This window comes from Campylobacter sp. VBCF_01 NA2, from assembly GCF_027797205.1.
GTDB lineage: Bacteria > Campylobacterota > Campylobacteria > Campylobacterales > Campylobacteraceae > Campylobacter_B.
Map to the genome: position 1 here is coordinate 943,252 of NZ_CP115607.1, position 13,319 is coordinate 956,570.

A 13,319-nucleotide genomic window follows, 5' to 3' on the forward strand; every position below is an offset into this window, starting at 1 on the left:
GGCTAATATTTGTTTAATGTAATTACAAGATTTATAAACAAAATATATTAAACTTGATTGACATAGACTAAACTTTTATGATATAATCAATATAAAATTTAGACAAAAAAGGAAGGTAAAATGGCAAATTCTAGCCTTTATGAGACTCTCGGCATTAGCAAATCTGCCAGTGCTGACGAGATTAAAAAAGCCTATCGCAGGCTCGCTAGAAAGTATCACCCAGATATCAACAAAGACCCCGGCGCAGAGGAAAAATTCAAAGAAATCAACGCAGCGTATGAAATTTTAAGCGATGAGAAAAAACGCGCTCAGTATGACCAATACGGAGATTCTATGTTTGGTGGCCAAAATTTCCACGATTTCGCCAAGGGTTCGGCTGGCATGGGCGATTTAAACGACATTTTAAACAGCATTTTTGGCGGATTTTCTGGCGCAAAGGGCTCACGCGGGGGCTTTGATTTTGGTGGCGGGTTTAATCCGTTTGGATTCGGCGCTGGGTTTAGTGGTGGATTTGGCGCGGATTTAGACAAACACAGCGCGATCGAAATCCCCTTTGACACCGCGATAAATGGCGGAGAAATGAGTATAAATTTAGGTGGCGAAAATGTGAAATTCAAAATCCCAGCAGGGATCAACACAGGCGAGAAACTGCGCATTAGGGGTAAAGGCAACTCAAACGGCGAGCAAAGCGGGGATTTGATTTTGGAGATTAAAATTTCGCCAAGCGCTGAGTATGAGCGCAACGGCGATGATTTGAGCAAAAAAATCGATGTCCCGCTAAAAACTGCGCTTTTTGGTGGCAAAATCGAGGTCGCCACACCCAAAAAAACAGCCACGATTAAAATCAGCAAAAACACCAAAAACGGCCAAAAATACCGCCTCAAAGGCTATGGCGTGCAAAACCGCAAAACCAAAATTTTAGGCGACCTTTACGCCGTGGTAAATATCACGCTACCAGACGCCGATAGCCTAAGCGATGAAGCGCGCGAAGTGCTAGAAAAATTATAAGGAGAAAATATGCACGATTATGACGAGCCGGTTTATCTAATCTCAATCGTAGCCAAGGTGCTAGATATCCACCCCCAAACCCTGCGCCAATACGAGCGCGAGGGGCTAGTCAAGCCGGGTAGAACGGACGGCAAAATGAGGCTGTATTCGGCGCGCGATATGGATAAAATCCGTATGATAGTAAATCTCACAAAGGAGCTCGGCGTGAATTTAGCGGGCGTGGATGTGATTTTTAGACTGCAAGATCAAATCAGCGAATACGAAAAAGAGATTGAAATTTTGCGCAGCAAAATCTTAGAACTCGGCGGGGAGATTTGAAAATTTGAAAAATAAAAACCCATAAATGCAATATTTATTTTATGTAATGATAAAAAAATAAAATAAATTTAGCCACAAAAATTTGAATTTGAAAATTATCAAGCTAATATTTATATTTTTTTTAATACAATGACAATCTTATAATTTTCATTAGGAAATCCAAAATGCAAAATACGCTAAACAACCGTATCAGAGAGAGAGAGAGAGAGTAAATCTCTTTGGTTTTGCATTTTTATTTACTTTATAAATTTAGTTTTATTCACATTTTTAAATTTACACCACACAATAAAATTTAATATTTTCTTTTTATGTTTTGAATTTATAAATTCATATACTAAAAAATTCTCTTTTTACACAAATTTGAAAATAAATTTAATCTCAATACAAAGGATACACTATGCAAATTCGAGAAATTTGTGAAAAATATGGCATTGACGGCGTAGCTGAGCGATATGAGCAAGATTGCAAAAGTTTGATTCAAGTTGGATTTTTGGGCGAATTTTCAAGCGGAAAATCAAGTTTGATAAATTCGCTTTTAAAAAGAGATTTATTGCAAACTGCATTAAAACCAACGACAAAGGCGATTACTCATATTTTATTTGATAAAAAAGCTTCGGCTGGATTTGTCCCTAGCGAAAACTACTATATCAAGCAAAATGGCGAATATGAAGAAATTTCAAAATCAAAATTCGAAAGCTATCAACTTGGCGATGGCGAAAGAGAGCTTTTTGTTCGACTTGAAATCGATAGCGATATTTTAAATAACGAATTTGAGTTTATCGATACTCCGGGCATTTCAAGCTTGGACGACATGGACTTGGATATTACATTTGGGTATTTACCTAATTTAGATTGTGCTGTGATTTGTCAAGATATAAATCAAGGAAGCCTTACAAAATCGATTTTAGACTTTGTAAGCCTAAACGCCAACGAAATAGCCGATAATCTTATATTTGCACTGACTAAAAGCGATTTAAAATCCCCTAGTGAATGCAACGCTGTAAAAAAGGCGGTTATCAACCAGCTTAAAGAGCTTGAAAATAAAGGCAAATTTAAAATTCCAAATTTAGAACAAAAGGTCGTTTTAACCTCAGCCAAAGGTGAAAATACCGAGTTTTTCGCTCTTATCAAGGATGAATTTTATAAGAATTTCACCACTATACAAGACAAAAAAATTGCAAAACTAACACAAGAATATAAAAAGCGCTTGGTGGAAATTTTAAAAGATAGAACCGAAAATATCGATACCAGCGATGATGAGTTGATTCAAAAAAGCGAAAATATCAAAAACGAAATCGCAATTATCGAAGATACTAAAAATAAAGAACTAGCTAGACTTGAAGATTTTGTTTATTCGAAATACCCAGTTATAGACGCTGTATCAGCTCAAAGCATTGAGTATTTACAAAATAGAGATTTGGATTCATTTAAAAATCTTGTCATAAATACAATCGGGCAAATGTTAAAAGAGTATTTTAAGGACATAAATATCAATTCGAATTTCGTCAGCACCGTTATTATAAATGAAGTTGAAGCCTTGCTAAATAAAGGTAAGTTTGCGTCGTTTGCCGTAAATACATTTTGCCAATTAGCTCCACATCTAGCAAATGTTGCAGATAATACTATCGGCAACATTCACCCGTATGTCAAATCATTTACAACAATCATAAAACATGCAAGTAAAGCTTTGCCATATCTTGGTGATAAATTTACATCTATGCTGACCACAAGCCCTGATGAAATTCAAGATTTCATCGCTTCATCGCTAAAAGAAATGTTAAAACAAACAGCTAAAAACTTTGCCAATGAAAATATTTTCTCTAAATTTCAAACCGAACTAGATGAGAAATACGACAGTGCGAACGACATTATCAACCAACGAAAAGAAAACGCAAACGCTATGGAAGCGATAAAAAATGAAATTTTAGATGATATTGAAAATTTAATAAATGAGATAAGAAAATGAAAGTTACGCTAAATGATGAATTTGAAAAATTTATGGATATTTATGCCTTTTTGCATGATATTTCGAACGACCACGGTATCGATGACGATGAAAACATAAAAGCGAATTTGAAAATTTATGAAAACAAATCAAAAGAGCTGGTGGCAAAAGAAGTTGTAAATTCTAACAGCGTTGAAAAAGTTTGGGTTTGTGTTATCGGGGATTTTAGCTCGGGCAAATCTAGCTTTATAAATTCTATCTTAGGCGAAAGCGTGTGCCCCGTCGCACTTGGAGCTACTACTAGCTCTATTACGAGATTTGTTTATGCAGATACAGTTTCTATCGTGCTAAATGATAAAGAAATTTCGCAAGATGAGTATGAAAAAACAGTCAGACACGCAAAAGATATGGAACAAACCAAAACATATCAAATTGAATATGGTTACCCATTTAGGCTCTTGCAAAATATCGCCTTGCTAGATACTCCCGGATTTTCAAACTCACAAAACAGCAATGACGAAACAGTTACACTCAATGAAGCAAAAAAATCTGACATTGCACTTCTTGTAGTCGATATAAATCAAGGCGATATAAATAGCGCATTGCTAAATAAATGCAAAGAGATTCAAAAAGAAAATCCAAATTTAAAATGGCACATTATCCTAAACAAAGCCGATACAAAAGCACCTAGCGAAAGAGAAAAGATAAAACAAAGTATTTTGCAAAAGTATGATTTCGTAGATGATTGTTTTGTATATTCAGCTTTGGATAGTGAAAAATTTTTGGATAGCAAAAATCAAATCATATCTATCTTAAATACTCTTAGCAAACAAAAAGATGAAATTTTAAAAGAAAAATTTAAAAATGAAAAGATTGAATTTTATAGAGAATTTGAAAATGTGATTTTTGAAACAAAAAACCACCTAGAAAAGGCTACGAAGTTTGAATTTAATATAAAAATAGAAGATTTTAAATTTATTCGTTCAAAGTATGAAAATGCCATAAGACAAACTTTAAGTAATAATCTAAAAGAAGTTTTATTACAAAGTTCTGAGAAAAAAACTAGTGGTATCGGTGAAATAGCAGGAAGCGGGGGCGGAGCTTTTGCTGGTGCTATGGCTGGTGCGACTGCTGGTTCTTTTATCCCTGGTGTAGGAAATTTACTTGGCGCTATGATTGGTGGCGTACTTGGTTCTATTGCTGGAAGTTCTGGTGCAAATGAAATAGAAAAAGAATTTACAAATGAATATTATCACGACCTATATTTTGTTATAAAAAATTACGATGATTTTGTATCTACAATGCAAGAAAATACCGCTGAAACTTTGGCAAATGAGATACTTTTATTGTTTTGTGATTTATACAAAGAATTTGAAAATGAAAGCAGCGAAGAAGAGTTTTTAAGCGAATGGAAAGAGATAGCGATAAATATAGCAAATGAAGCTATCAAACGATTTACAAGTTACTGCTATCAAGAATTATTAAACGAAAACAGTCCGCAATGGCAAGTGGTTTGCAGATATGAAGAGTGGGCTAAAAATAAAGAAACATTAAAAGAATTGGTAAAAGCACGAACAGATCGCAGAGGAACTTTATGCAATTTATTATACAACGAAGGTTTTGATGATTTTTGTGGATATATAAATGATACATTAAACGATGCAAACTATCATGGAAATTTAAATAACGATTTCAGCAAAGACTTATATCGAAAAACCATAGATAAGATTAACGAATTTATGAAAGATTATAAATTTAAAGCAATTACAAGATAAGGATTAAAAATGCTTGAAAACTACCAAATCAAAAAAGAAAAAATTCTAAAAGCTTATGCTAGGATAAGTGAATTTAGGGAGCTTTTTTACGAAAGACTAAGTATCGAAAATATAAAAGAGCGCGAAAATTCATTACAAAATAACGAATTTGTTCTAGCAGTCGCCGGTCAAATAAAAGCTGGAAAATCAACGCTTTTAAATGCTATTTTTAAAGACGATATTCTGCCAAGTGATGCTACTCCACATACAGCTAAAATCACCGAAATTAGATATAGTCAAAAGCCTTATCTAAAAGCAGTTTTTTATACACAGAGCGAATTCAACGAGCTAGAAAAAGACAAAGAAATTTGGGAAAATATCCAAGATGAATTAATAGATAAAAGCATCTTACAATTACTTGGTGGCGAAAAAACCGATAGCATAGAAAACGCCAAAGAATACGCCGCAAAGGGTGGCAAGTATTTGGCTATCACCAAAAAAGTTTTGATCTATTATCCAAATGAAATTTTAAAAGATTTGGTTATCGTAGATACTCCGGGCACCAACGATACAAATCAATTTCGCTCACAAATGACGCTTGAATGGATAGCTAAGGCTGACGCTGTGATTTATGTCAGCTACGCAGGACGGGCTATGGACGAAAATGATATAAAATTTATGGATAAATACCTAATCGGCATAGAAGCAGATAAACGAATAATCGCCATAAATAAAATCGACACAGTGGATAAAAACGAAATTTCTACCTTGATAGAAAGACTAAAAGATGATAAAAATCTAAACACAAGAATTTTTAATGATAAAAGTGAATTTGTCCTAGCTAGTGCATTTAGCCATATTTTAAAAGAAAAACAAAAGCAAGGAAAGGCTTTAAGCGATGATGAAAAGTGGTATCTAGGCAGAGCTATCGAGGCTGATGGCATAGACGAACTAAGGGATAAAATCGGCAAAAAACTTATCGAAAATAAGGGAGATAGTATTTTAAAATCTCACGAGGATTTTATAAAAAACAACCTTGAAGAGAGAATTTTATTTGCCAAAACCCAAATAGATAAAAAAACTGAGCAAATTTCGGCTAATAGCAAAACTGTGGAAGAGATAAATAAACAAAGAAAAGGGCTAGAAAAAGCAAGAAACGATATTTTAAAGATTACAGAAAATAGCAAAAACGAGATTAACGAAAAATTTGCAACTGATATGAGAGAGCTAAAAAGCGAGATTAGAAAGCTAAGAGAAAGGACGCAAAATGATTTGCAAAACAAAATCGAAAGCTATAAAAATACCGATGATTTGCTAAATAATGCCGTTTGGGATTTAAAAAATATCATAGAGAGCAATAGCGAAATCGTGCAAGATAAAGTCGTAAAATGTATGGAAAAAATCAAACAAGAATTAGAAACGCAGGTTATAAATATCACTGAAAAAATGGATTCTTATCAGGCTTTTAACAAATCCGTGATAGAAAATGCCATTAAATTTGAAACCTATGGAATTTACGGCATTATAGATAAAATTTTAGAATTTGATTATAACAAAGACGACTTTAAGAAGATAAGAAAAGATGCTACTATATTTTGGGATCGCTGGTGGTTTTCTAAAAGAGATTCACAAAAAACAAAAAGTGCGATAAAAGGCGAAATAAAGGACTTTATATACGAATCATACGCAAATCTATATGGCGAAGATAACAAGATTTCTCTTGCGATAGGAACGGTTCGAAATGAATTTATCTCAGCTGTGGAAAGTGCCCTTAAAACTGTAATCGACTACAATCAAGATATTATAAACGATATAGAAAACAAGGGTAAAAAATCTCAAAGCGAAATAGATGAGATTAAAAAAGAAATCGAGGGTTTAGAAGGTGAAATCAAAAGAATTTCAGAGTTCAAAAATCAAATTTTAAAGGAGATAAGATGAGTGAAATAAGTGTTGAAAAAATTCTCGTTGCAGCAGTTGTAGTGGGAGTGGTTTTTTATTTTGCTAAAATGAAAGACAAGTCAGCAAATGCAAAACCAAAAATTTCAAACGAAAAGCCAGTAGTAGCTTCGAATTTATGGGAGCTAAAAGAGAAATTCAAAACCGAATATTTCTGCGATAAACTTAGTATATTTGCTAGAAATAACAATATCGATGATGAAAGAATAAAGGCTTTTTTCCCAAAATTTGCCAAAACTAGCAAGAGTCCGTTTATCGACTGGACGAAATTTACAGGCAGAGCCGATGAGTTAAAAGATGAAATGAGAAGTTGGAATAAATTTGAAAATTTCGATACTTATGATAGATATATCGAATTTCTAAAAGAAAAATTCGATAACGAAATAGCCGAAATTTGCGAGAAAATCAAACCAATAAGATAGAGAGTTAAACAAAGGATTAAAATGATAACCCTAGCGATAATAAAAGGCTCGACACTTTTTGTGTATAACGGCTCGAAGTTGCTTTTCAGTAGAAATGCGGTTGGCGTTACGCTTCTTGGCTTTACAGCCAGTAGCGTAACACTAGCTAGCAAAACCAGCATTTACACTTACGATGAAAAAGGCAGACAGATAAGCATGCGACCAAGATAATCGTATGATTTTGTGATAGGCAAATATGTCCCAAGTAGAAAATTTAACAATAACCCAAATAGATATTTGATAGAAACCACCCAAAAGGATCACAAATGAAACTAGCCAAATTTTACGGATTAAGAGATAAAAAGGAGCAAAAAAAATGAATTCATTAAATTTGCCTTACAAATATGTGGGGATTTATCTTTTGGTAGATGAGATAGAAAAAAGCAAAATTTACGCCATAAATAAAAATCTTTTAAAAAAAGTAGATATTTGCGGATTAGAATATATTGATGATGCGATTTTGAATTATTTTGTCCTTTTAAATTCGCAAAGAATAAATTTCATCAGCAAATATATGAATTTGTATTATTATACTAATTTTAGTCCAAGAGCAGTGCCGCTTTTTAGAGGACTTCTGCTAAAACCAATAACAGCTGAAAAATTCAAAGAAAAATTAGATAATTATCTTTTGAAACTATACTCTTTAAGCGATATAACCGACGAATTTTTAAAAGCCTTAAATTCGCTAGATTTTACTAAGATAAAAAGCGAAATTAAAGAGATATATTTGCAAAATGGTCGCCACCTAATTGAGTGGGAAGTATTTAAAGATATTTTTCAAAGGCAAATTCCAGATGAAAACTACAAATGGCTTTTGGATTTTGTATTAAATGATACTTGGTATCTATCTGAAAATGAAGCTGTTTTTGACGAAAAAATAGTGCCGATAATAAATAATAAAGCAAAAGAATTGCAAATCGAAAATGAAAAATTTAAAGCCCTTTGTGAAAATTTACAAAACCCAAACACCCCCTCAAAAGATACTTCATCAAACGATATTTTTACAAAAGAATTTTTATATAGTATAAAATTTAGCATTATTTGTCACGAAATTTTCTGCGATTTGATTTTGCAGTATTATCCTTTTTTTAAAAATTTATTAGTCGATCAAAAGTATATATCAATCAATCACGAGAAAGATAAATTTATTATTTTGGAGTTTTTTAAAAAGGCTTTACAAAATTCGATAAATTTAAGCCTGTATCTACAAAGTGATAGGAACAATGATGATGAGATTAAACAAATTGCCTTTTGTGGATTTGAAATGCCTGAATTCAAAGAAAAATCAGACATTGGATCTATATTGTATGGGGGCTATATTAGTTATTATAGCCATAATTCGTTTGAACTAAATGAAATCATCAAAATGTGCAGAAAATTAAGACCAAAGGGTATTGAGATTTTACGCGATTTTATAAATAAAATCGAAAAATTTGAAGTCGAGCAGATGATAATTTAAAAACCAAAAACGGCTATGTCACTACGACAAAGATAAAACTAGCAAAAACTCTTATTTTGCTCGTGAAAAAAGATAGTAAATTTGGCTTATTTGATGAAAATTCAAGGAGTTTATCCCTGCGATTTGCGATGAGATAAAATTTGACAATGAATTGCGAAATGATGCATTTTAAATACAAGCGAACCACGCTCAAAATCAAAGCTCATATTGCATGAAACAAAGGCTCATAAAATTTTCTAAATTTTAAAATTTATCTAAATCAAACCGGTGCGCGGGGTGCGCACCGATAATAGAAGAATTGCTTTTAAAGGATTATTAATCCATTTGTTTGCGTAAAAATGTCGGCTCTTCTAACTCATCATAAGTTTCATCGCCGTTGAAATCGCCACTAGCTACTTTTTGTTTAGCAAAAAACGATTTTCTAGCGTAGCTTTCTATGATAGCTTGTCTGCTATCAGCGACGCTTTGTTTAGTTACTTGCTTTTTTTCAGCGGCGCTCTTTTCGAAACCAGTAGCTATCAAAGTTACCTCTACGCGATTGTTTTCGATACTATCATCTGTTGTCGTTCCAAAGATTATGTCCGCGTCCTCGCTGACAGCCTCTCTGATGATATTCATAGCGCACTCGATTTCGATAAGCGAGCAATCAGGTGAAATTTTGAAATGAACCAAAACGCCTTGTGCGCCGTTGATTGAAACATTATCAAGTAATGGTGATTGGATAGCTGCTTTTATCGCTTCCTCTGCTGCGTCCTCGCCGTCGCATACACCTGTGCCCATTAGCGCCATACCGCGGTGTTGCATTACCTTGCGAACATCAGCGTAATCCACATTCATATCGCTATCGCCTGATTCTAAAATCACAGAAATCATACCATTTACAGCTTGTGCTAGGACATTATCGACCTTTTTGTAAGCCTCTTTGATACCTGTTTTTTTATCAATGATTTTCAATAAATTTTGATTTGGGATTACGATTACAGAATCGCACTCTTTTTTAAGCTCTTCCAAGCCCTCTTGCGCTAGGCGCATGCGTTTTTTACCCTCGAAATCAAACGGAGTTGTAACGATACCGATTGTTAGGGCCTTTTTTTCCTTAGCAGCTTTTGCTACGATTGGAGCCGCACCAGTGCCTGTGCCACCACCAAAACCAGAGCCCACAAAGACCATATCAGCGTAATCTAGGCGATCTTTTAGATCCTCATAGCTCTCCTCAGCAGCGCCACGACCCATAGTAGGATCCATACCGCAACCAAGCCCTCTGGTTAAATTTGGTCCAAGTTGAATTCTAGTTTTTGCAATTGATTTTTCTAGTGCTTGAACATCTGTGTTAGCTACCATAAGCTCGACATCAGCCTTAGTAAAACCCTCTCTAATCATATGATTAATCATATTGCAACCGCCGCCGCCGACGCCGATTACTTTCATTTTGGCGCCATAAACACCTTTGTTTTCTTCCACAATAAATCCTTTCATTGCAATCTCCTCTATTAAATTTAAAAGCTATTTTTTAACATTGTCATAAATTTTTCAAACATATTTGGCTTCTTTTTTTCTGGAAGCCCAATGCCCAGCCCACCGTTATTTGCCGTAGTGTTAGTGTTAGTAACACTGCTTTTTACCTCTTCTGTTTCTATCGCTTGCGTTACTTCTTTTTCATAGTATGTCGAACTCTCTCTGCTTGTAGAGATTTTTATAGTTTCATCTTTGTAACGAAGCTCGCCGTTAGAATCAATCTCATACGGCGTAAAATCGCCAAATCCATACATACAAAGTCCAACCGCACAAGCATTAGCGCTATCATAAGAGATCTCAGAAAGCCCACTAACGCTCTTTGGTCTAGCTACTCTAACAGATATGTTATCAAAAACCATAGTGCCTAGGTCTCTGACATCATCTAGCTTAGCCATACCACCAGTGATGACTACGCCAGCACCAAGCCTGTCTTTGTAGCCACTTTTATCTATTTTATCGGCTAAAAGATCGAATATTTCCTTAACTCTTGCCAATATTACTTGCGAAATAATTTCAAGGGAAATCAACTTACTCTCATCTTCCCTTTCACCCATGATAGGCAAATTTACCTCGCTGTCGCCCTCGTTTATCAAATCATTATATGTGATTTTTATATTTTCTGCATAAGGTAGCGGTGTGTGAAGCGCGCGAGAAAGGTCGTTAGTGATGTTATTCGAACCCAACATAACAACATCGTTATAACGCAATGAATTGCCTAGGTGAATAACCACATCGCAAGTCGCTCCACCCATATCTATAAGCACGACGCCTAACTCTTTTTCATCTTTTGTTAGCGTAGAAATTGATGAGGCATAGCCAGATAAGACTATATTGCTAACCTTTACCCCTGCCATTTCTACTGATTTTTTCAAATTTTGGATTGAGCTTTTTGGAGCGATTATGATATGAACCGATACTTCTAGCCTCGATCCACTCATGCCAAGAGGATCTTCTATATGCTCTTGCTCGTCGATTTTGAAATCATAAGGAAGCACATGCAAAATAGTATAGTCGTTCGGGACATTGGCTTGCGCTTGGGCTACCTTCATAGCGCGATCTATCTCGTGGATACCGATCTCGCGCTCCATAGTGATTACGCCACGCGATTTGACACTTTTGGCATACGAACCAGATATCGAAACCACCGCTCTATCGTAGTTGCGACCAGCACTTTTGATAGCGCCTTTTACAGCTTGTTTGATTGAGCTAGCAGCCTGCTCGATGTTAGTAATCACACCCTTTTTTATACCCAAGGTATCAGCTACACCTACTCCGCTAATGCTCAACTCGCCGTCATTTTTGGCTATTAAAGCACGAATTTTGTTAGACCCGATGTCTAAGCCTAAGATATACTCACTCACTATCTCTACCTTTATAATATCTTTCGAGTTTATAACGCTTTTCAAGAAGTTTTAACAAATCGCCTTGGAGATTTGAATTTATCATACCGTCGATTTTTTGCGCCACCATAGATTTGTTTTCGTTTATGCTAGTATCATCGCCTAAGCTTTGTTCTGTGATTTTATAGACCAAAGCCTTATCGTCAAAAAGCACAACGCCCTCTTTGGCAGGCTTAGAAAACATTTCGCTGATAAATTTATAAAATTCGTCATCTCTAAGCGAAGTTGTATTTTGTGAATTTAGCGTAAATTTGCCAAATTCAGTTCCTTTGAAATCTTTGAGTGCGTTTTGCGCATTTTCGTTTAAAACCTCGCTAGCCCTAACCACGCGGTAATCAGCCGCCGCTAACTCTTTTGCCTCTTCGAAACTAAGAGGTTTTGGCTCGTCTATGCTAGCGATTTTTACGATTAAATTTCCGTCATTGTAAGCAAAAGGTTTTAAAATCTCGCCGACCTTAGCCTCTCCAAGCTCACCCACAGGAAATGTGCTAGGCGTGGCGATAATGGTTTCATTGGTATCGGCTTCGCCTTTTTTGATTTCTAAATATTTTTTTAGCGCTGTTTTTTTGGCTTGATCGAGGCTAAAATCCTTAATCACACTATCTTTTGCTGCGGCGAAATCTAACACCTTATCATCGCTTCCACGATATGCCGAGCGATTTTCGTTATAAAATTTTTCCAGCTCGGCGTCGCTAACCTCTGCTGTTTTAGTCGGCATGAAGTATGTATTTAGGGTGTATTTTTTCTCACTCATATAGTGATCTTTTTCGCCCTCCCAAAATTTCTTTAACTCATCGTCGCTAAAACTGACATTATCATCGGCGTAAATCATCTGCGCTTGCACGCTATCTTGCACCAAACCAGAGGCTGTGATAGCCTCGACGATATCCATATTTGGCACGACTTTTATCGCGTCGCTAAGCTTTTCTAGCGTGATTGCTTTTTGTAAATTTCGCTCAAATTCTTTTTTGGTAAGACCTGAATTTTTGACGCTGTTATCGTATAAAGTCTGATTAAAAACGCCATTTTCTTGGAAGGCTGGCGCATTTACCACAAACTCGGCCACATCTTTTTCCGTAGCCCTTAGCCCCAAATCGTTAGCAAAATTTAAAAAATATGCCTCTTTAATAAGCTCGTTTGCAGCGATTTCGTCTAGGCGCATTTGATCGGCTTGCTCCCTAGTAAATCTGCCATCACTCATGCTATAAAGACGATTGTAAAGCTCAGAATATTTCGTATTTAGTTCTTGGTTAGTAACAGAAATTTGTCCTACTTTGGCGATAGAACCAGCTCTGTTTGCGTTCATATCATACGCGCCCCAGCCCACAAAACCAGCACCAACGAAAGCTATCGTGCTAATCCAGATAGTAGGTATGAGCGACTTTTTATGCTTTTGCATCCAATTGATCATAAATTATTTCCCTTTAATCAACTAACAAAATGTGTTAGTATTATACAGATAAAAACCTTATGTAACACTGAAAAATAGGCATTTTTGTCATT

11 protein-coding genes are annotated in these 13,319 nt (G+C 35.3%); 8 read left to right on the forward strand and 3 right to left on the reverse strand.

Annotation, left to right across the window (positions count from 1 at the left end; genetic code table 11):
* Positions 1-120: 120 nt before the first annotated feature.
* The 8 genes from PF027_RS04870 to PF027_RS04905 all read left to right on the forward strand — a co-directional run bounded on the left by PF027_RS04870 (position 121) and on the right by PF027_RS04905 (position 8,901).
* A complete protein-coding gene (locus tag PF027_RS04870; RefSeq protein WP_270872358.1) occupies positions 121-1,008 on the forward strand; it encodes a DnaJ C-terminal domain-containing protein in 888 nt (295 codons plus the stop codon).
* A gap of 9 nt (positions 1,009-1,017) precedes the next feature.
* The gene (locus PF027_RS04875) at positions 1,018-1,326 is read left to right on the forward strand and encodes a heat shock protein transcriptional repressor HspR (RefSeq protein WP_270859439.1); all 309 of its coding nucleotides are present in this window, start codon (positions 1,018-1,020) and stop codon (positions 1,324-1,326) included.
* Between the two features lie 397 nt (positions 1,327-1,723).
* The gene (locus tag PF027_RS04880) at positions 1,724-3,292 is read left to right on the forward strand and encodes a dynamin family protein (protein WP_270872359.1); all 1,569 of its coding nucleotides are present in this window, start codon (positions 1,724-1,726) and stop codon (positions 3,290-3,292) included.
* Positions 3,289-5,046: a dynamin family protein gene (locus PF027_RS04885; protein WP_270872360.1), complete on the forward strand. Its 1,758-nt coding sequence runs from the start codon at positions 3,289-3,291 to the stop codon at positions 5,044-5,046. The genes PF027_RS04880 and PF027_RS04885 overlap by 4 nt, the downstream gene beginning before the upstream one ends.
* Before the next feature lie 9 nt (positions 5,047-5,055).
* Complete coding sequence (locus PF027_RS04890) at positions 5,056-6,963, forward strand: dynamin family protein (RefSeq protein ID WP_270877215.1); 1,908 nt, start codon at positions 5,056-5,058, stop codon at positions 6,961-6,963.
* Positions 6,960-7,403, forward strand: coding sequence for a DNA double-strand break repair protein Rad50 (locus PF027_RS04895; protein ID WP_270872362.1), 444 nt, complete (start codon positions 6,960-6,962; stop codon positions 7,401-7,403). Before PF027_RS04890 ends, PF027_RS04895 begins: the two co-directional genes overlap by 4 nt.
* Positions 7,404-7,424: 21 nt before the next feature.
* Positions 7,425-7,613 (forward strand): hypothetical protein, encoded by a 189-nt coding sequence (locus PF027_RS04900; protein ID WP_270872363.1) that lies wholly within the window; start codon positions 7,425-7,427, stop codon positions 7,611-7,613.
* Between the two features lie 145 nt (positions 7,614-7,758).
* Positions 7,759-8,901, forward strand: a complete 1,143-nt coding sequence (locus tag PF027_RS04905; RefSeq protein WP_270872364.1) for a hypothetical protein — start codon at positions 7,759-7,761, stop codon at positions 8,899-8,901.
* A 315-nt stretch (positions 8,902-9,216) separates the two neighbouring features.
* Here the strand turns inward: PF027_RS04905 and ftsZ are convergent, their stop codons facing one another.
* The 3 genes from ftsZ to PF027_RS04920 are packed head-to-tail and all read right to left on the reverse strand — an operon-like array spanning position 9,217 to position 13,227.
* The gene (gene ftsZ / locus PF027_RS04910) at positions 9,217-10,377 is read right to left on the reverse strand and encodes a cell division protein FtsZ (protein WP_270866416.1); all 1,161 of its coding nucleotides are present in this window, start codon (positions 10,375-10,377) and stop codon (positions 9,217-9,219) included.
* Positions 10,378-10,397: 20 nt separating this feature from the next.
* Positions 10,398-11,777 (reverse strand): cell division protein FtsA, encoded by a 1,380-nt coding sequence (gene ftsA, locus PF027_RS04915; RefSeq protein ID WP_270872365.1) that lies wholly within the window; start codon positions 11,775-11,777, stop codon positions 10,398-10,400.
* Positions 11,770-13,227 carry a peptidylprolyl isomerase gene (locus PF027_RS04920; protein ID WP_270872366.1) on the reverse strand — a complete coding sequence of 486 codons (1,458 nt, stop codon included), beginning with the start codon at positions 13,225-13,227 and terminating at the stop codon, positions 11,770-11,772. The genes ftsA and PF027_RS04920 overlap by 8 nt, the downstream gene beginning before the upstream one ends.
* Between the last annotated feature and the right edge of the window lie 92 nt (positions 13,228-13,319).